Origin of the sequence: Pseudomonas sp. OV546 (assembly GCF_900116845.1) — a bacterium.
In the GTDB taxonomy this organism is placed as follows: domain Bacteria; phylum Pseudomonadota; class Gammaproteobacteria; order Pseudomonadales; family Pseudomonadaceae; genus Aquipseudomonas; species Aquipseudomonas petroselini.
The window spans coordinates 104,168-123,141 of sequence record NZ_FPCE01000002.1 but is presented as its reverse complement, the minus strand read 5'-3'; the positions used below and the strand labels follow the sequence as shown (position 1 = coordinate 123,141).

At 60.7% G+C, this 18,974-nt stretch carries 14 protein-coding genes; 8 read left to right on the top strand and 6 right to left on the bottom strand.

Going from position 1 to position 18,974, the window contains the following annotated elements; all coding sequences use genetic code 11:
* Window positions 1–26: 26 nt before the first annotated feature.
* From BM403_RS05775 to BM403_RS05760, 4 genes are read right to left on the bottom strand one after another with little or no spacing between them, the layout of a single operon-like run.
* Window positions 27–1,406 (bottom strand): ATP-binding protein, encoded by a 1,380-nt coding sequence (locus BM403_RS05775; protein ID WP_046034422.1) that lies wholly within the window; start codon window positions 1,404–1,406, stop codon window positions 27–29.
* Window positions 1,403–3,217: a DAHL domain-containing protein gene (locus BM403_RS05770; protein WP_012722451.1), complete on the bottom strand. Its 1,815-nt coding sequence runs from the start codon at window positions 3,215–3,217 to the stop codon at window positions 1,403–1,405. Before BM403_RS05770 ends, BM403_RS05775 begins: the two co-directional genes overlap by 4 nt.
* 10 nt (window positions 3,218–3,227) lie before the next feature.
* The gene (locus BM403_RS05765) at window positions 3,228–4,163 is read right to left on the bottom strand and encodes a cytochrome-c peroxidase (protein WP_093542024.1); all 936 of its coding nucleotides are present in this window, start codon (window positions 4,161–4,163) and stop codon (window positions 3,228–3,230) included.
* Between the two features lie 54 nt (window positions 4,164–4,217).
* Window positions 4,218–6,092 (bottom strand): putative bifunctional diguanylate cyclase/phosphodiesterase, encoded by a 1,875-nt coding sequence (locus tag BM403_RS05760; protein ID WP_093542020.1) that lies wholly within the window; start codon window positions 6,090–6,092, stop codon window positions 4,218–4,220.
* 218 nt (window positions 6,093–6,310) lie between these two features.
* On the opposite strand from BM403_RS05760, the gene BM403_RS05755 reads away from it, so the two are divergent.
* Genes BM403_RS05755 through BM403_RS05745 form a run of 3 tightly spaced genes read left to right on the top strand, consistent with a single transcriptional unit; the run spans window position 6,311 to window position 8,561 of the window.
* Window positions 6,311–7,636: a response regulator c-di-GMP phosphodiesterase, NosR family gene (locus BM403_RS05755; RefSeq protein ID WP_093542018.1), complete on the top strand. Its 1,326-nt coding sequence runs from the start codon at window positions 6,311–6,313 to the stop codon at window positions 7,634–7,636.
* Entirely contained in the window at window positions 7,633–8,049 is a 417-nt protein-coding gene (locus BM403_RS05750; protein ID WP_012722455.1) for an NUDIX hydrolase, read from the top strand. The genes BM403_RS05755 and BM403_RS05750 overlap by 4 nt, the downstream gene beginning before the upstream one ends.
* A gap of 5 nt (window positions 8,050–8,054) precedes the next feature.
* Entirely contained in the window at window positions 8,055–8,561 is a 507-nt protein-coding gene (locus BM403_RS05745) for a GNAT family N-acetyltransferase (protein WP_093542016.1), read from the top strand.
* Window positions 8,562–8,612: 51 nt separating this feature from the next.
* On the opposite strand, the gene metR is transcribed toward BM403_RS05745, so the two are convergent.
* Window positions 8,613–9,530 carry a transcriptional regulator MetR gene (gene metR / locus BM403_RS05740; RefSeq protein ID WP_012722457.1) on the bottom strand — a complete coding sequence of 306 codons (918 nt, stop codon included), beginning with the start codon at window positions 9,528–9,530 and terminating at the stop codon, window positions 8,613–8,615.
* 88 nt (window positions 9,531–9,618) lie between these two features.
* Complete coding sequence (locus BM403_RS05735) at window positions 9,619–15,069, bottom strand: dermonecrotic toxin domain-containing protein (RefSeq protein WP_139237942.1); 5,451 nt, start codon at window positions 15,067–15,069, stop codon at window positions 9,619–9,621.
* 258 nt (window positions 15,070–15,327) lie between these two features.
* On the opposite strand from BM403_RS05735, the gene BM403_RS05730 reads away from it, so the two are divergent.
* The 5 genes from BM403_RS05730 to BM403_RS05710 all read left to right on the top strand — a co-directional run bounded on the left by BM403_RS05730 (window position 15,328) and on the right by BM403_RS05710 (window position 18,940).
* Window positions 15,328–16,347, top strand: coding sequence for an alpha/beta fold hydrolase (locus BM403_RS05730; RefSeq protein WP_012722459.1), 1,020 nt, complete (start codon window positions 15,328–15,330; stop codon window positions 16,345–16,347).
* 55 nt (window positions 16,348–16,402) lie between these two features.
* On the top strand, window positions 16,403–17,056 hold the full coding sequence (locus BM403_RS05725; RefSeq protein WP_093542011.1) for a DsbA family oxidoreductase: 654 nt from the start codon (window positions 16,403–16,405) through the stop codon (window positions 17,054–17,056).
* Window positions 17,057–17,241: 185 nt separating this feature from the next.
* A complete protein-coding gene (locus tag BM403_RS05720) occupies window positions 17,242–18,162 on the top strand; it encodes an arginase family protein (protein WP_012722461.1) in 921 nt (306 codons plus the stop codon).
* Entirely contained in the window at window positions 18,159–18,539 is a 381-nt protein-coding gene (locus BM403_RS05715) for a DMT family transporter (protein ID WP_064054885.1), read from the top strand. Before BM403_RS05720 ends, BM403_RS05715 begins: the two co-directional genes overlap by 4 nt.
* Entirely contained in the window at window positions 18,536–18,940 is a 405-nt protein-coding gene (locus BM403_RS05710; protein WP_043204854.1) for a DMT family transporter, read from the top strand. The genes BM403_RS05715 and BM403_RS05710 overlap by 4 nt, the downstream gene beginning before the upstream one ends.
* The last annotated feature ends 34 nt before the right edge of the window (window positions 18,941–18,974 follow it).

The following is an 18,974-nucleotide window of genomic DNA, read 5'->3' as shown; positions in this document are numbered from 1 at the left end:
GGTTGTTTAACCCTCTCTATACAGCCCTACGCCGCCGTTTGCCGTATCGGCAACACCACCCGAAAGGTCGTTCCCTTGCCCACCTCGCTGCTGACGGAGATGTTGCCATGGTGTTTCTTGATGATGCCGTAGGAGAGTGACAACCCCAGCCCGGTGCCTTCGCCCACCGGCTTGGTGGTAAAGAACGGGTCGAAGATCTTCTGCACGGTTTCGGGTGTAATCCCACAGCCGTTGTCCGCCACTTCCAGCCAGATATTCTCGCCTTCCACACCGTTGCTGATGGTAATGGTGCCGCGTTCCGGCCCCATGGCTTGTGCGGCGTTGATCACCAGGTTCATCACCACCTGGTTGAGCTGCGAGGCCAGGCATTCGATTTCCGGCAGTGGGTTGTAGTGTTTGACCACATCGGCCTTGTACTTGAGTTCACTGGCGACGATGTTCAGCGTCGAATCGATGCCCTGTTGCAGGTTGGCAAATTGCCAGGTCTGGTCGTTGTCGACACGGGAGAAGTTCTTCAGGTCCTTGACGATCTGCACCACGCGGCCGATGCCTTCCTTGGACTCCCGGATCAGAATTGGAATGTCTTCCTTGAGAAAGTCCAGCTCCAGGCCGGTTCGCAGGGCTTTGAGTTGATCACGCTGTTCTTGCGGCGCAATCAGTTCTTCGGCGCTTTGATAGGCATCGAGCATCTGTTGCAGCTGGTTGAAGTAGCTGTCCAGGGTGCTGAGGTTGGATGAGATAAAACCCACCGGGTTGTTGATTTCATGGGCCACACCCGCCGCGAGTTGGCCAAGCGAAGCGAGTTTTTCCGACTGCACCAGTTGGCTTTCCAGGTGCTTGCGTTCGTCGATTTCCAGTTGCAGCGCCTGGGTGCGTTGTTCCACCAACTGCTCGAGGTGAGTGGTTTGCAGCGTGGCGCGACGGGCCATGTCCCATTTATTGGCCAGGGTATTGGCCATTTGCTGGACTTCAATGTTATCGAACGGTTTTTTCAGGATCAGCAAGCGATCATGGCCATTCAGGCGGTCCAGCAGGTCTTCCCAGGAATAGTCCGAGTACGCGGTGCACACCACCACCTGCAGGTCGGGGGCGACTTTCCAGAGTTCCTCTATCGTTTTCGCACCGTCCCAGCCCTGGGGCATACGCATGTCGACGAACGCCAGGGCATAGGGCTGCTGCTGTGCCATCGCCGAGATGAGTAATTGCAGGCCTTCTTCTCCGCCGTAGGCTGAGTGCAGCTCGAAGGCCGGGGCCTTGGCTTTGACCGTAGCGCCAAACAATGCTGATTCCATCTCATCCAGCACTTGGTTGGAGTCAACCACAGGCATCAGGATCTTGCGGAAGTCGTCGTGAATCGACGGCGTGTCATCAATCAACAGGATGCGTCGGTTAGGGGGCTTGTTCATGCGGGACTTCCGGCAAGGGTCAGAGGAATGGTCAAGGTAAATACCGCGCCCCGGCCCGGCCCGTCGCTGTGGGCGGTGAGCTGGCCATTCATCTCCACAGCGGCCAGGGCGCAGCTGTGCAGGCCAAAGCCGTGGCCTTCCTTGCGGGTGGTAAAACCGTGGGTAAAGATGCGGGTCATGTTTTCGGCCGGTATGCCTTCGCCATCGTCCTTCACGCTGATCTGCAGGGTATCGTCATCCCTCTGCTCGACCCTGAGGGTCATCTGCCGTGGCCGGTCGCTGAGGTTGGACATGGCATATTTGGCATTGCTGATCAGGTTGACCATGATCAACAGCAACCGGTGTTTGTCTGCCAGGATTTCCGGTACCTGGGCGTAGTGCTTGACCACCGTCACATTGTGGCGGCTCAGCGCACCGGCGTTCATCCGCAAGGCATCTTCCATCAACACGCTGATATGCACCGGCTCCAGCAGCGTTGACGCCCCGGCATAGGATTGCTGGGTGGAGACGATGTCCTTGATGTGGTCGACGCTTTTGCTCAGTTGCGCCAGTTCGTCGGTCATGCCTTGCTGTTCGACGGCAATCGCCTCCACCAGTTGGTTCAGGTAGCCGGGCAGCAACTTACCCTTTTCATCCTGAGTCAGGAAGGTACCCAGGTCCCCCTGGTGTTCGTTGATCAACTGCATGGCCTTGCCCAGGCCCTGGGCCTTGCTGCTGCGTAATTTGCGCGCAACCATGTCGGCGGAAATGTTCACGCTGTTAAGCACGTTGCCGACGTTGTGCAGCACGTTGGTAGCAATCTCCGCCATGCCGGCCTGACGGGCGCTGTCGAGTAACTCACTCTGGGCATCCTTGAGCTGCTGCGTGCGCCGCTCCACGCGTTGCTCCAGGGTTTCATTGGCGGCCTGCAAGGCCCGATTGACGCGGTTGATCTCGGCAAAGCTGCGCAACAGGCGCACGGCCAGGTACAGCAGCAAAACCACCAGCAGGGTGGCGAACACCAGCAGGTAACGATGGTACTTCTGGTCGACGAGGTCGGCCGTCTGTTGATCCTGGTTGAGGTAATGGGTCAGCTCATCCAGGCGGTCGGCCACGGGAATGGCTGCAATCCGTTCGAGCAAATTATTGACCAGCGGTTGTTCGCGCAAAATCAGCTCGATGTGCTTGCTCAAGATCTCAACCGGTGCCTGGAACTCGGTTGGCAACTGTTCCTTGTTCACCGCCAGCTTGCCCAGGCCCACCAGGATATCGGCGGCACGCTCGTCGCTGGTGACCTGGGCGAACTCCAGGCTGCTGAGCAGCAGGTCGTAGGTGTCGGTGGCGACGCTTTGCAATTGCCGCCTGCCGTCCTCGTCATAGCGGCTGAACTGGGCCTGGATATCGTCTTCAGCGGTCGGCAAGAAGGCCAGGGAGTTGCGCAGCACCGCGTTGTGGGATTTGAACTGATCCACCAACCGGGCTTTTTCCTGGATCGCCGCCTGGTAACCCTCCAGGGTGGCTTGCCAGCGGGACAGGTCTTCTGGGGCGTGATAGGTGGGGTGACTCTGCAGATCTGCCCACAGCCGCGTCATTTCCCGCAGGGGGGTAACCAGAGGGTCGTAGTTGTGCGTGACGGCGATCCTGGCCTTGAGCACCTCGCTGTCCCATTGCGCATTGAGTTGCTGCAGTTGGCGGATCAGGTCGCGGGACTGGGTGTAAGTGGCCGTCTGATCGCGGGACGACTTCACGTACAAAAACACCAGGATCGAGGCCAGCAACAGCGTCATCAGGCTGAGGAGAAACTGGCTGGTACGGCGGCGAGAAAGGGTCATGAGAGTTGGCTCATAGCGGCTTGCCTGCCCATTCGCCGGTCAGGGTCTTGAGAAACTGCACGATCAGCGCCTTGTCTTCGGCGGAGGGCGTGCGGCCCAGTTGGTACGTGAACATCACATCCACCGCGTCTTCCAGTGTCTTGGCCGATGCATCGTGAAAATACGGCGCGGTGACCGCCACGTTGCGCAGGCTGGGCACTTTGAACACATGGCGATCTTCCTCGTCCTGGGTCAGCAGGTAGCGCCCCAGGTCCGATTCGACCGGGTTGCCGCGCGCCTTGAAGTAGTCCCCCATCACGCCGAACTTCTGGAACATATTGCCGCCGATATTGATGCCCTGGTGGCAGGCGATACAGCCGTACTCCTTGAAGCGCTGGTAGCCGTACTTTTCCTGGATCGTGAGGATATCGGTATTGCCCAACAGGTACCGGTCGAACCGCGAGTTGGGGGTCAGCAGCGTTCGCTCATAAGTGGCCAGCGCATTTTGCACGTTGGCGGCGGTGACGCCGTCGGGGTACGACTGGCTGAAAGCGGCCTGGTAAGCGGGCAGGGCGGACAGGTTCTGCACCACGGTTTTCCAGTCGCTGCCCATCTCCACCGGGCTGATGACCACTTGTTCGATCTGCGCTTCCAGCGTGTCCACCCGGCCGTTCCAGAACTGCTTGAAATTCTGGCTGGCGTTAAACACCGTGGGCGTGTTGATCTCCACCGGATGGCCATCGAAGCCAATGGAGAACGGTTTGTCATCGGCACCGCCGCTGTCCAGTCGATGGCAACTGGCGCAGGACAAGGTGTTATTGGCCGACAGCCGCGGCTCGTTGAACAGCTGGCGGCCCAGTTCGACTTTAGCCGGGTCCAGGGCCAGCGCCGCCGGCAATGGCTTGAGCGGCTCGTCCAACGGGGCGGCCACCAAGGGCGGTGCCGTGACCAGCCAACACGTGAACATCAGGCCAATTCGAGTAGTTGAGACTGCGCTCAAACGAGCACTCCTTGCGTTCGGCTATTGATCGGGCATCAGGGGCGCGGAGCCCACTTGCAGTAACTGGGCGAAATCCTTTGAAGGTACAGCCTTACTGAACAGATGGCCTTGGCCTTCTTCACATTGCTGGGTTTGCAGGAACTTCAGTTGCTCCAGCGTCTCCACCCCTTCGGCGATGATGCTCAACCGCAGGCTCTTGCCCATGCCGATGATAGCGCTGATCAACTGTTCGTCTTGGTTATTCACATTCAGGCCTTGCACAAAAGACTGATCGATTTTCAGCACGTCAATGGGGAAGCGTCGCAGGTAGCTGAGGCTGGAGTAACCGGTGCCGAAATCATCCAGGGCCAGGCGTACGCCCATGGCTTTGATCTTGTTCAGCCTCTCAACGGTGTCGTCGACATTTTGCATCAACACGCTTTCGGTGATCTCCAACTCCAGTCGGTCGGGCGGCAGGCCGCTTTGCTTCAGGATCGCGGCCAGGTTGTCGACAAAATCCCGCTGGCGGAAGTCAATCGCCGAGATATTCACCGAGATGCACAGCGAGGGCAGGCCCATCACGCGCCACGCCTGTGCCTGCTGGCAGGCTTCGCGCAGTACCCATTGGGTCAGGCGCACGATCAGGCCACTGTCCTCAGCCACGGGAATGAAATCCACAGGGCTGACCCACCCTGAGCGGGGTTGAAACCAACGTATCAGGGCTTCTGCTCCTACGATCCGCCCGGATTTCAGGTCCAGCTTCGGTTGGTAGTGCAGCACAAACTCATCGCGCTCCAAGGCCTGGCGGATCGCACTTTCCAGGTTTTGCTGATGCTGGGCGCGCAGGTTCATAGCGTCGGTATAAAAGCTGAAACTGTCGGGGCCGCGCTCTTTACTGGTGTGCATGGCCGTTTCAGCGTGTTTGATCAACTCCACCGCGGTGCCGCTGTCATTGGGGTAAATGCTGATGCCCAGGCTGGCCGTGATGCTCAGGTCATGCCCCGCGACGTGGCGAGTCGCGCTGATGACCTTGAGGAGTTTCTGGGCAACGCCCTGGGTCTGCTGGGGGTGCAAGATATCGTTGAGCACGATCACGAACGCGTCGGAGCCGTAGCGGAACACCGAGTCCGACTCACGCACCGCCGCCACCAGGCTTTGGCTGACCTGCTGCAGCACCTCGTCGCCTACCGGATAGCCCAGGGCATTGTTGATGCGCTTGAAACGGTCCAGCCCGATGAACATGACCGCCAGTTGGGTGTCATGCCGACGGCCCAAGGCCATGGCCTGGGTCAGCCGGTCGCCCAGCAGCGTACTGTTGGGCAATTCGGTCAGCGCGTCGTACTGCAGCAGGTGCGAGACTTTCAGCAGTTCCTGCACACGTTCTTCAACGGTGCGCTCCAGGCTGCTCACTTTGAGCGCGACGTCCTGGGCCAGCTGCCACTTCCACGTCAAGGCGCTGGCCATCTGGCGGATTTCCAGGTTGTCGAAGGGCTTTTTGAGGATCAGCAACTGGTCGTTGTATTTCAATCGCGCTTCGATGGCCTCGAAGGAATAGTCGGAATACGCTGTGCACAGGGCAATCTGCAGGTTAGGGTCGGCATTCCAGAGGGCTTCGATGGTTTGCAAGCCATCCCAACCCGGCGGCATGCGCATGTCGAGGAACGCCATGGCATAAGGCGCGCCGGCGGCCAGTGCCTTGTGGACCAGGGCCAGGGCTTCCTCACCCTGGTAGGCGGAGTCCAGCTCAAACACCTGGCGCACTTTGGCCGGGGTGCCGAACAGGGTGTGCTCAAGGGTGTCCAGCGAGGGCTGGGCGTCTGTCTCGGCACAGAGGATCTTGCGAAAGTCCTGGTGGATGGAGGCAGTGTCATCGACGATCAGAATACGACGGTTGGCCTTGACTGAATCCGGGGTCATACGGCGCACGGCGACTGCAAAAGGTTCGACTGCATAATGACTTCTTCCCTGGTTGCACGTCTGAGCGGGTTGCCAGCGGCTATGAGAGCATAGTCGAGCTCCCTTGATATCGACGGCCAGTTGGCGTCAAATCAACCCCACGCCTTAAGCGAGGGAAGACGGCTTGGGACAAGGGCTCAATGTAGCTCAATTTTGTTTAATTTGAAGGCGCAGTCGGCATGGATGAACAACTCGCGAAGCTTTCCACCGAAAAACCCACCATTTTGCTGGTCGACGATGAAGAGTCGATCCTCAATAGCCTGCGCCGCTTGTTGCGCGGCCAGCCCTACGATGTGCTGCTCGCCGGCAGCGGTGCCCAGGCCCTGGAAATCATGGCGGCGCAGCCCATCGACCTGGTCATGAGCGATGCGCGCATGCCGGGCATGGACGGGGCCACGCTGTTGGCCAAGGTCCATGATATGTATCCCACCACCAGCCGCATCCTGCTGACCGGGTATGCCGACCTCCCGACGATCATCAAGGCGATCAACGAAGGCCAGATCCACCGTTACATCGGCAAACCCTGGAATGACGATGAACTGAAGCTGATCCTGCAGCAGGCCCTGGAACATCAGCGCCTGGAGCGCCTGACCCAGGTGCAGAACGAGCAGCTCAAGACGCTCAACGCGACCCTTGAAAAACGCGTGGAGTCGCGCACTGGCGAGCTGCAGCAGACCGCCGACATGCTCGACCTGGCCTACGAAGAACTCAAGCGCAGCTACGTGACGGGCACCGAGGTGTTTTCGCTGTTGGCCAACTTGCGCCTGCCCAAGGACAAGCAGACCAACCGCCAGTTGATCGACCTGATCCGGGTGTACTGCAACGCCCAGGCCATGGACGAGGTCAGCACGCGCGACCTGACCATGGCCGCCGCGCTCTACAACATCGGCAAACTCAGCTGGACCGACAGCATGATGACCGCCCCGGCCGATAGGCTGCACAGCACTGACCGCGATCTGTACCGCGCCTATCCGACGCAGAGCGAGTCGCTGCTGATGACGCTGGAGCCGATGAAGGATGCGGCGCGGATCATTCGCCACCACCAGGAACGCTATGACGGCAGCGGCTTTCCCGATCACCTCAAGGAGGAGGCGATTCCGTTCGGTTCACGCCTGCTGAAACTGGCGGTGGATTTCATCGAGTTGCAGAAAGGCCTGATCCTTGAGCGGCAGATGAACAGTGATGAAGCGCTGCTCTACATCCAGAAGTATGCCGGGCGCCTTTACGACCCAAGCCTGGTCGACGATTTTATTCAGGCCTGCGCCAAGTTCCTCAGTGATGTGACGCTGGGCGATCCCACCGTCAAGGTCCTGACCACCCGTGAACTGGCGGACGGCATGGTCCTGGCGCGTAACCTCAATGCCGATAACGGCATGTTGCTGCTCAACGCCGGCAAGGTGCTGAACCTGCCGCTGGTGGACAAGCTCATTGCGTTCGAGGCAATGGAAGGCGCGAAATACGCCATTTTTATCAAAGTACCCGAAGAGACCGCGAACCTTTCATGAGCACCTCTACTATCCGCATCGCCGCCGCCCTCCTGATCGGCAGCGATGGCCAAACATTGCTTGTACGCAAGCGTGGCACCCAAGCGTTCATGCAGCCTGGTGGCAAGATCGACGCCGGCGAGCAACCTGCCGAGGCCCTGGCCCGCGAGCTGCACGAAGAGCTGAACCTGTGCATCGACCCCAGCCAAGCCCTCTACCTCGGCAACTTCAGCGCACCCGCGGTCAACGAGCCGGGCTTTACCGTCGAAGCTGAGTTGTTCCAGGTACGCATTGATGTGCCGGTCACCCCCGCTGCTGAAATCGAAGAGGTACGCTGGATCGATCCTGCCGGTGATGGCGGCTTGCACTTGGCGCCGTTGACACGCGACCTGATCCTGCCGTTTTACCGTGCGTCACTGACCGCCACGGCCTGAAGCCTATGATCATCCGTGCACTGGGGGCCCACGACGCCGAGGCTTATCGGGCCTTGATGCTGGAGGCGTACGGCGCCTATCCGCAGGCATTCACCTCCAGCGTGGCCGAGCGGGCGGCGATGCCGTTGAGCTGGTGGCAAAAGCGCCTCGACAACCCACTGGATCGGCTGCTGGGCGGTTTCGACGGCGATGAACTGGCGGGTATTGTCGGTCTGGCGTACGAGCCACGCGAGAAGGCGCGGCACAAGGTGACCCTGTTCGGTATGTACGTGACCGGGGCCTATCAGCAAAGAGGCCTGGGCCTGCGGTTGGTCGAGGCGGCCCTGGATGAAGCGCGCCGACATCCGCGCTTGAAAGTGATCCAGCTGACCGTCACCGCCGGTAATGACGCCGCGTTTGCGCTGTACCAGCGCTGTGGGTTCACTCAATACGGTCTGGAACCGCTGGCGGTGCGGGTGGGCGTGGATTACTTCGACAAAATCCACATGTGGCGCGAACTGAAAGACCAGTGATACGCCCTGTGGGAGGGGGAAAGCCCCCTTCCACCGGTTGAGCTGAGCCTTTCAACGCACCGCGCTGACCCCATCCAAGGTGGAAAACGAGGTGTCCTTCGCGGTCAGCAGAAAGTCGCGCATATACGGCGCGTCCAGCATGTCCGCGCGAATCCCTGCATACAGCGTCGCAAACAAACCCTTCTCACCCAGCCGCTTGGCTTTCACGTAGCCGCGCGAGCTGTATTCATGCAGCGCCCAGTGAGGCATGCCGCACACGCCACGGCCGCTGGCCACCAGTTGCATCATCATCACCGTCAGTTCCGAGGTGCGCACCTGAGCCGGCTCAACGTCGGCCGGTTCGAGGAAGCGAGTGAAGATGTCCAGGCGGTCGCGCTCCACCGGGTAGGTGATCAGGGTTTCAGTCAGCAGGTCTTGCGGCACGATGTAGGCCTTGTTCGCCAGCGCGTGCTGGTTGGCCACGGCGAGCATGGCTTCATAGGTGAACAGCGGCACATAGGTAATGCCTGGCAGTTCCAGCGGGTCGGACGTCACCACCAAGTCCAGGTCACCCCGGGCCAACGCCGGCAGCGGCGCGAAGGCAAAGCCCGAGGCCAGGTCCAGCTCGACTTCCGGCCAGGCATCGCGGAACTGGTCGATGGTCGGCATCAGCCACTGGAAGCAGCTGTGGCACTCGATGGCCATGTGCAAACGCCCGGCGGTGCCGCCGGCCAAGCGTGCAATGTCGCGCTCGGCGCCGCGCAGCAGCGGCAGGGTGGCGTCGGCCAGTTGCAGCAAGCGCAGGCCGGCGCTGGTGAAGCGCAGCGGCTTGGTCTTGCGCACGAACAACGGCATGCCCAGGCGCTCCTCCAGTTCCTTGAACTGATGAGAAAGCGCCGATTGAGTCAGGTGCAGGCGTTCAGCGGCTTCGACCAGGCTGTCGGCTTCGCGCAAGGCGTGCAGGGTCTTGAGGTGGCGGATCTCTAGCACGGGTTATCCATGAGTAAATTTGATGTTTGAGAGGGAATGGTTGAATTTGTCTCATGTTTACAGCCTCTCATTCAACCCCTGCCGAGCGTCACGACGCCGAAACCTCGTCCGCAGCGACCCACAACGGACGGATATGAGGCAGCGCCGAGGATTTTTTGCCGATATCGGAGAACGGCAATGTCGGGTCATCACCGTGAGTCAGGCCCCGATGCTCCGGCAGCTTCAAATGGGCTTTCTCGAACTGATCGAATGTGGCTGCGCGCCGGTTGTAATGAAAGTGCGCGTACCACAGCGGCGTTGGCGGCAACGCGGTCAAATCCCAGATTTCATATTCCTGCATGAAATCCGGACGCCCTTCACGTAACAGGGGCAGGCGTTTCAACCCGCTGTTACGCCTTACCTCGACCACGTTATGCCTGGCCAGGTCATCGAGCATGCCATCGGTGGGCTTTTTACTGGACAGGGAAAACTCCGTCCGCAGGGCACGGCCGGTTGTCGTCAGCTGTGTGGCGCCGTCCTGCAGCTGTTTGAGGGTTATATGATCGGGTGCCAAGGGCGCGATGGTTCGCGCCCGGGTGAGCAGCTCATCGGCCTCTCTTGCCAGCATCTCCTCCATCTCCACCGGCAACAGGCCTTGACGGGCGTAGTCACGCACTTTTTTGATGTAAGCCGCCACGGCCTTCAGTCGCGCTTGCGCTTCACTGATCAGGGCGTTGAGGCTCCTGGCGGCGACAACCTCGGCAATCGGCTCGGGGTTGGTCAGGTAATACCGGCCATTGGCGGTTTGCTCCCAGATTTCGGTACGGCCTTGGGCACCGGTGATGGTGTAGCGACGTACGCGGGTCGAGGGTTCCCAGCTTTCCACACCGATCAGCAGCGTGTTGTCTTCAGTTTCGAAAATTCTACGGGGGCTGCTGATAGGCTTGCGCGGTGCAGGCTCACGCAAGGTTTTACGGGCGCGCTCGGCCATTTTTTCCAGTTCGGCGCGCAGTTGGGGGACGTAAACCGCGTCGAAATGTTGGGGGTAACTGGTTGACCAGCGGTCCAGGTTCATCCGCATGTTTTCGTAGGCATCAATGCAGAAATTGAGGATCGTGTTGCGTTGGTTGAGGTTCGAACTGATTTCCAGCAAGTCGGTTTGCAGATCCAACGCACGCCAGGTCGTGGTTTTGGCGTTCTTCAGCGCACCTTGCAGGTAATGCCAGGAGACGTCCGACAGTGCCTTGCCATGATCGATGACGTCCAGCAGGGCGGCGACCTTGGTGTAGTTACGTTTTCTCTCGGACAGGTGCCGGTTTATCACCTCTGAGGCAATGTTTATTCGTTGTCGGTGCTCACGGAGGGAGACCCGGCTGTTCCAAGTGTTCATGGTCTCCATCGCGGTCTCGGTGTGGCGAAAGTGCTCAAGGTTGGCAATGTGTTTGCCCCTGATCTGTTCTCTGAGGGCCGCCCGTACCGTCACCTGCTCATAGGGCATGGCCTCTAGGAGAGCGGTCAGTTTTTCAATGTCATCGGAATGGGTGACCATCCGTTCTCCCCTGAGCTTGATCAGCCATTGTGACTTCCAGACCACTTCATACGCGGCATCACTTTTGGCTTTAGTCCCAACGCTGGCCCGGTTGCCGCGGGAAAATGGAAGGACTTGCTCGAACTGCTCATGAAGCTGTTTGGCAAGCGCTATGCCTTGCGTCAGGTCGGTTACAAGCTCGTCGAACAGGGCGGTCTCGCCGTTTTCGTAGCGGTCTACCAGAGTCCCTACGCGCTTATGGTTTTGGTCGAAACGATGATAGATCTGGTCAATGCTGGCCTCGAGTGCGTACTGCCGACGGTAGACCTGATCGGTCCACCAGCGCGGCAGACGCTCACGAATTGCCAACGGCCACAGCGGGTCCAGCCTGTCCGCCAGGTGCCCGAGCGCCGCACCGCCGCCTGCCAGGCCACCGGGGTGTGAGGTGCCGTAGACACCGAAGTGTGTGTCCCACTGCCCGGTTTCATCCAGGGCAATCGGCTGCTTGTAGGTTTTTTTCGAGTTGCCGCTCAGGCGCCAGTGACCATCCTGCAGCTCAACCTGATAGAGCGCATGCCTGCGCAAGATGAAGTCGCCGTCGGCATGCCGGTAGATGTGACGATAAAGGCCGTATGTCGCCGGCTGCAGGTGGCCGAGCGAGAGCGCTTTCTCGTATTCGTAACCGCTGAACCGCAGGCCTATATGGGCACTGCGGCTCGGTGGCGGACGCAAATAACCGCTCACGTTGAACGCGTTGCGCAGTTGGCGCGCGGCGGTGCGCGCACGCGCGGCATTCGGGGTGATGAGCACGCCGGTGCCCACGTCGATGGCGGCATCGATCAGTGATTGCAGGACCTGCGTTACCGCCTGTAATCCTTCAACCGGGTCGCCGCGTCGAAACGCACGGACGGCTTCGTTGGCACTGGTCCAACCATCGTGCAGACCGATGGCGGTACCCACGATGGGTACCACGCCCATGGCCATCTTGATCCAGGTAAAGGCCTGCTCACCCTTCATCGCATAGCGTTCCCGGTACAGCTCGCTGTTGGAGCGTGAGGCGGCGCGGTGAGCCTCAAGCAAGCGGCCCATGTGGGCGTTGAACACGTGAGTGGCCAGCGACGGTGCGCCTGGCCAGGGTTTGCCGATGGCAATCAGGGCACTATAGTTTTTCAGCACAGCCTGGTTGATCCGGCCGGCATGGCGTTCGACGTCTCCGGGCACCGCGCGTGCGGCCAGGTAACTGACCATGTCGCTGGACAGACACAGGTTGTAGAGGGCCTGGCGGGCTTGCTCGCGGGTATCGAAGCGGCGCACGTATTGGCGGTCCGGGCTGTCGGGCAGGTAGAGGAGGGTCAGCCCGGTGCTTTTTTCTTCAATGAAGCTGATGCCGGACAACGTGCTGGGGCCGTCATCGGTGTCCGCCCCGCCGACACTGAGTACTGCGGGTAGCACAACGAGACCCACCGGCTTGGCCTGCTCGGCGGCCCGGTTGAACACCTGCAGTTCATCCGCCGTGAGGGTGCCGTTCAAGTGCGCCAACCGACCCTGAATCTTCAGTATCAGGCGGTGGGGTTCCATCAGGCATTCCAGGCGAGCGTCGCGAGTAAACGAGGCTTCCCGGTCGGTGCCCAGCCATGTCTCCTTGATCAGGTCCTCATACTGTTGTGCCACGTCCAGCTCGGTGACCATTGTTTTCACGTAGCGCGGGGTGAGGGCTGCCGCGAGGACTTCACGCTCATTCGTATCGAGCGTGCTGACGAGCACTTTCATAAAGCCCAGGCGTTCACTGAGTGCGTTATCGATGTTACCCAACGCCAGGTCTTCAAGGCTCAGGCTGACTCGGGCCGTGCTGGGTTCCAGCACGGTTTTGGTCGGGGTTCCCGGTGCGCCGGGCGCGGCGAAAAAGTGCTGCCGGTGGGCAACGGTTTCGGGCAAATCCAGTGTCACGGAAAAGGGCTGTTTGAGGGCGAAATCCCGGTTCAGGCGCTTTTCAAGCTGGGTCTTGCAGTAGGTGTGGCTCAGGGGCAGTTTTTGTTCCAGCGCGTGATCGGCCCTGCGCATGGCCCGCCAATAGTCTTCGATCCATGCCTTGAGCTGGGCTCGGTCTTCGGCGCTGACGGTAGTGAGCCAGGTGGTCAGGTGTTCGGCCAGGGCGCCCGTCTGCTGTCGCTCACGCCACTGGGTATAAGCCAGTTCGCGTGCTTCATTCGCCGGTACGCCCAGTTCGTGCAGCAGTTTTACGCGGATGGCTTGCAGTTCAGTGGCTTGTTGCAGGGCCTGTTCGGGCTCGGATGTGCGGTGCAACAGCACTTCAATCTGCTGCACACCGTTGGAAAGCTGCTGGTGCAAGCTGTAATCGAAGGCCTTCTGGCTCAGCAGGCGGGGCTCAAGCGTCAGCGCCGGCTGAGTGGAGGTTTGGACGAAGAACCACGCTTGCAACTGCGCAAAGTTTTCAAAGCGATGCACACCACCATTGTGGCCTGGCCAGTAGAGCAGCAGGCTGTTGGGCGAGGAGGGCAATGCTTTCAAGGTGCTGGCTTGGGTAATCAGCAGCACACCCTCGAGTTCTTTTTGGCTGATGGTTTTTTCGCCGTTCTTCTGCTCGATCATGGACAGGACGAGGCAGGCGACCGCGATGTCCTTGGCGGGTGGTTTGTCGGGGTCCAGCCCATCCATCAACCACTGGTATTCTGGGATGCTGATTTGATTCAACTGTCGTAGCAGCTCGGCTTCCTGCTTCAACCCCTGCCATCGCGCCTGCAGCAGGGCGGTGTATTGAGGGGTGTGCTTCTGCAGTAGCGCCGACAGCATGAGCGCAGGTTTTTGATCGAGCAAAGCGCCGGCTGCTGTGTAGGCCTGCTGCCGGGCCTGATGCAGTGCATCGAATAGAGGGGTGAGTAAGGCCAGGCGCGAGTTGTCCTCGCCCGCGAAGACTTCAAGGGCGTTTTGCTGTTGTTTCAAGGCCTGGCGGCGTAGCCCCAGTGGCACATCGGCGGTCAAGCCAGTAAAGGGCGGCGGGTTTTCGGTACTGTCGGGTGCAGCGGGCAGTTCTGGGGCTGCAGCGAACAGTGGCGCTCGTTGCAGACGGTCGATCCGTTCGGCGGTGTGCAACGCGCTCGCGCCGTGTTCGGCCAAATCACCGTCGGCCGCAGACGTCAGGGTGTCTTGTTTTTGCTTGATCCAATGCTCCTGAAGGTGTGCCAGCCCTGCCTCCAAGGGGGTCTCAACCGTACGGTACTCGATGCTGTGCTCGCGGGTTATCTGTGCGACGCCGGGGAACAATTCCGGCTGATCACGTAGCCAGGTTTCCAGGCGGACGCGATCGCCGAACACCATCAGCGCTGGCTGCCGGGTGGGCAAGTACACACACTGAGTCACAGGGTTGTCCTGGTCGGTACGGGTCATGACCAACGCACCCGGCACCTCGACCGTAGGGCCGCTGGCAGACGTCAACAGCAGTTGCTCGACATACAGGGCCTGGCCGTCGGCGGGTTGTTCGTCGGCAGGTGGATCGACCAGCCGTAGGAGCGGGGCCACCTGGTCGGTATTGATCTCGCTCACGGCGACGGCATGTTGGGCGGCGGCCAGGAAATGCTGGCGGTACAGTTGGTTGGCCAGTTCGCGCCGGGCCATCGGGGTGCCGGGCGCGCGGGCAATCCACCAGGTGATCCAGTGGCTTCTGATCCCATGCCGCAGGTTCAGCTTCAGCAACCGTTGCAGCAGCGCAACCGGTGTCGTCTCTTCAGAGAGACCAGTGAGTGTGCAGCGTTGGTCGAGGGTGGGGTCTACGCCCGCGAACGCATAGTGTTGTTGAGCGTAGGCCCAGGCGTCCGTGAGCGTGACATCCCGGGCAGGGGCATCACCTTGCGCGGCGAAATGCAGATGTACCTGCTCGCCATCCACGTCCAATTCCTGCCTGATCAGTGTGTTGATCGATGCGCGCACGCTGGGCGCGGTCGCCATCAGGTCGCGCAAACGCTGGCGACTGTCCTGCCAGCTCTCGCGCGCTTGCAGCAAGAGATTTTCATCCACAGCACGGCCTAGAGGGGATGAGGGCCTGCGAATGTCGCTGAGGGTAATGCGTGTGTTGAGTTGTTCCGCCATCAGAATGTCTCGGGATCAATGAAGTAACGGGCATTGAACGTCGGCGTGACTTCTGTGGGGGCTTAGATAGTTGTCGCAGTGACCGTTGAGCGGGCTTCATCAAACTGTCACGCAACTGTGGCAGCGCGCTTGAACAAACTTCATCAGACTCGCGCTCTACTGGGGTTCTGCGTTTCGGTGTTTTTCATGCGCGTGTTGCTTTTACTGGCCGCTCTATTGTTCGGCCTGCCGTCTTTTGCGGCTTCTCGATGTGACGTTAATGTCCCGACCCAAACGGTCGACCTGGCTCAGGTGAGCATCGCCTACCAGAGCATCGGCCGTGCGTCCGACCCGGCCTTGCTGCTGGTGATGGGGCTGGGCGGGCAGTTGATCCATTGGCCCGACGAAGTCGTCGTCGCCCTGTGCCAGCAAGGGTTTCGGGTGATCCGCTATGACAACCGCGACGTCGGCCTGTCCACGTGGCGCCAGGCACCGGCCAATGCCAACCTGACCTTTGAAGTGCTGCGCTACAAGCTCGGCCTGCCGGTGGCGGCGCCGTATACCTTGACCGATATGGCCGACGACGCCATCGGCTTGATGGACGCCTTACAGATCCAGCAATTCCACGTGCTGGGCGCGAGCATGGGCGGGATGATCGCCCAGCACCTGGCGGCCATGGCGCCGCAGCGGGTCGAGAGCCTCACGCTGATCATGACCAGTTCCGGCGCCGAAGGCCTGCCGGCACCGAACGCGGCGCTGGTGCAATTGCTGTCGCGGCGCAGCGCGCCGAATCGTGAAGTGGCCCTGGAGCAGCAAGCCGATCTACTGGCGGCGCTGGGCAGCCCGAACGTGAAGGATGATCGCCAGGTGTTGCTGCACCAGGCGGCGCTGTCCTACGACCGGGCCTTCAACCCGGACGGCGTGAAGCGCCAGATCATGGCGATCCTCGCCGAACCGAGCCGCGTGCCGTTGCTCAACCAACTGCGCGTGCCGACCCTGGTGGTGCACGGTACTGCTGACCCGTTGCTGCCGGTGATGCATGGCGTGCACCTGGCGGCGCATATCCAGGGCAGTCAGTTGAAGCTGATCCCCGGCCTGGCCCATCGTTTCCAGGAAGCGTTCAAGGCGCCGTTGCTGGCGGCGGTGTTGCCGTACCTGCAAGCCCATCGCGAAGATGCCGCGCACTGGGCGCAGATTGACTTGGGCGAGCCTGCAAAGGTGTTGTGACATTGGTGTATCGTGCAACCTTTACGGCACATTACTGCTAGCGAGGTTGCCTGCCATGAGTACCCCCCTGAAAATCGATTTCGTCAGCGACGTGTCCTGCCCCTGGTGCATCATTGGCCTGCGCGGCCTGACCGAAGCCCTCGACCAGCTTGGCGCCGAGGTGCAGGCCGAGATCCATTTCCAGCCGTTCGAACTGAACCCGAACATGCCTGCCATCGGTCAGAACATCGTCGAACACATCACCGAGAAATACGGCTCCAGCGCCGAAGAATCCCAGGCCAACCGTGCGCGTATCCGCGACATGGGTGCCGAGCTGGGCTTTGCCTTTCGCACCGATGGCCAGAGCCGCATCTACAACACCTTCGATGCCCACCGCCTGCTGCATTGGGCCGGGCTCGAAGGTTTGCAGTACAACCTCAAGGAAGCGCTGTTCAAGGCGTATTTCACCGATGGGCAGGACCCGTCCGACCATGCCACCCTGGCGATCATCGCCGAAAGCGTCGGCCTGGATATCAAACGCGCGGCCGAGATTCTTGCCTCCGACGAATACGCCGCCGACGTGCGTGAGCAAGAGCAGCTGTGGATCTCCCGTGGCGTGAGCTCGGTGCCGACCATCGTGTTCAATGATCAGTACGCCGTCAGCGGTGGGCAGCCGGCGGAGGCGTTTGTGGGCGCGATTCGCCAGATTATCAGCGACGCGAAAAACTAAAGCCGAACACGGGTCAACATGGGGGAGGGGGCTTGCTCCTGATAGCAGTGGTTCAGTCAAAACATGTGTTGACTGACACTCTGCTATCGGGGGCAAGCCCCCTCCCACATTTTTTCTCGGTGTTCTTGAGATAAGTGCTGGCCCGTCCCTTGCATTGACCCCTTAAAGCCTTAGGGGACACTGCCTTGAACATTCTTGACCTCGACCATAGCCTCACCGCCCAGGCACCGATTGCCCGGCGTTTGGCCAGTGGCCGCGCCCACCGTATCGACCTGCTGGACCTGGGCCCCAAGCTGCGCTTGTGGTCCACCGAAAAAACCTGGAAGCGCTTCGCCGAACGCCTGGCCCAACGGCCCCGGCCTACGGATGCGCGGCCGGAAATCCTGTTTGTCGGCTCCGGCGACTATCACCACCTCACACCGGCCTTTCTGGCCGATCTCAAAGAACCGATCAGCCTGATCCACTTCGACAACCACCCCGACTGGGTGCGCTTCGCGCCCAAGCGCCACTGTGGTTCGTGGGTCAACCGTGCGCTGAAAATGCCGGCGATCAAACGCATCGTCACCCTCGGCCCGTGCAGCGACGACCTGCATAACCCGCAACTGCGCGGCGGCAACCTTGGCGCCCTCAAGCGCGGGCACTTGCAGTTGTTTCCCTGGCAGCACGCGCCCTCGAAAGTCTGGGGGCGGGTAGGCGATGGCGCCGGCCATCGTCAGCAGGAAGACCACCTGCACTGGCGCAACCTGGCCGAGCTGGATTGGACGGCGTTTCTCGAGCAGATGATCAGCAGCCTGCCCACCGAAGCGATCTGGATCACCGTCGACAAAGACGTGCTTGCCAGTGAAGACGCGGCGACCAACTGGGACCAGGGCGGCATGCGCCTGACTCACCTGCTGCAAGCCCTGCGGGCGTTGGCGGCGCGCAAGCGCATCATCGGCATCGATGTGTGCGGCGAGTTCGCCCAGCCTGCCTTCAGCAACGCGTTCAAGCGCTGGGAAGCCAAGTCCGACCAGCCGCCACCCGAGCGTTGGAGCGCGCAAGACCTGCAGCGCAACGCCGCCACCAATGAAGCCTTGATTGATCTGTTTGAGGAACTGTTCCCGTGACCTTGACCGTGGTGTTGCTGGTGGCGTTTTCCATCGTGCTCGATGTGATCGGCCAGCTGTGTTTCAAGATCGGCCTGGACCGGTTGCCCGAGCTGGACGGCGGCTTTCGCCTGAATGCGTTCTGGGGCCAAGTGTTTAATGCGCCGTTGCTGTGGGCCGGGATCGGCGCCTATGCGATCGAATTTTTCGTGTGGCTCGAGGCCTTGTCCCGCGCGCCGTTGAGCCTGTTGTTTCCGGCCGCCGCGCTGGCGTATTGCGGGGTCGTGCTGGCGGGCAAGGTGGTGCTGGGCGAGACCGTCAGCCGCCGCCGTTGGGCGGGCACGCTGGTGATTACCTTAGGTGTGATGTTGGTGGCGATTGCAGGGAGCCAGGCATGAGTACGCAAACGATGAATACCGGATGGCTGCACGGGCGCTTCGGCACGGTGGTGCTGTGGGCCTTGTTGATCTGCACCGAAAGCGCGGGCCAGCTGTTTACCAAAGTGGCCGGGGATCAATTGGGGCAGATGGATTTCAATTGGCAGTGGCTGGGTGAGGTGGCGCGCAACCCTGGGATCCTGGCGGCGATCGCCAGTTATATCGGCGCGTTTTTCGTCTGGATGCTGATCCTGCGGCGCAGCAGCCTGTCCCTGGCGTTTCCGCTGAGTTCGCTGGTGTTTGTGGTGGTGTTGCTGGGTTCGTGGCTGGGGCTGGGGGAACATATCAGCCCGCTACACTGGGTGGGGGTGGCGGTGATCATTGGCGGGATTGTGTTGTTGGCCGAAGGTGAAGAGAACTGATCGGCTTGGTTTTTTTAGTGAGCGGGCTGGCCTC

Coding starts and splice junctions, on each gene's coding strand:
- BM403_RS05775 (WP_046034422.1), bottom strand. CDS start 1,406: ATGAACAAGCCCCCTAACCGACGCATCCTGTTGATTGATGACACGCCG.
- BM403_RS05770 (WP_012722451.1), bottom strand. CDS start 3,217: ATGACCCTTTCTCGCCGCCGTACCAGCCAGTTTCTCCTCAGCCTGATG.
- BM403_RS05765 (WP_093542024.1), bottom strand. CDS start 4,163: ATGTTCACGTGTTGGCTGGTCACGGCACCGCCCTTGGTGGCCGCCCCG.
- BM403_RS05760 (WP_093542020.1), bottom strand. CDS start 6,092: ATGACCCCGGATTCAGTCAAGGCCAACCGTCGTATTCTGATCGTCGAT.
- BM403_RS05755 (WP_093542018.1), top strand. CDS start 6,311: ATGGATGAACAACTCGCGAAGCTTTCCACCGAAAAACCCACCATTTTG.
- BM403_RS05750 (WP_012722455.1), top strand. CDS start 7,633: ATGAGCACCTCTACTATCCGCATCGCCGCCGCCCTCCTGATCGGCAGC.
- BM403_RS05745 (WP_093542016.1), top strand. CDS start 8,055: ATGATCATCCGTGCACTGGGGGCCCACGACGCCGAGGCTTATCGGGCC.
- BM403_RS05730 (WP_012722459.1), top strand. CDS start 15,328: ATGCGCGTGTTGCTTTTACTGGCCGCTCTATTGTTCGGCCTGCCGTCT.
- BM403_RS05725 (WP_093542011.1), top strand. CDS start 16,403: ATGAGTACCCCCCTGAAAATCGATTTCGTCAGCGACGTGTCCTGCCCC.
- BM403_RS05710 (WP_043204854.1), top strand. CDS start 18,536: ATGAGTACGCAAACGATGAATACCGGATGGCTGCACGGGCGCTTCGGC.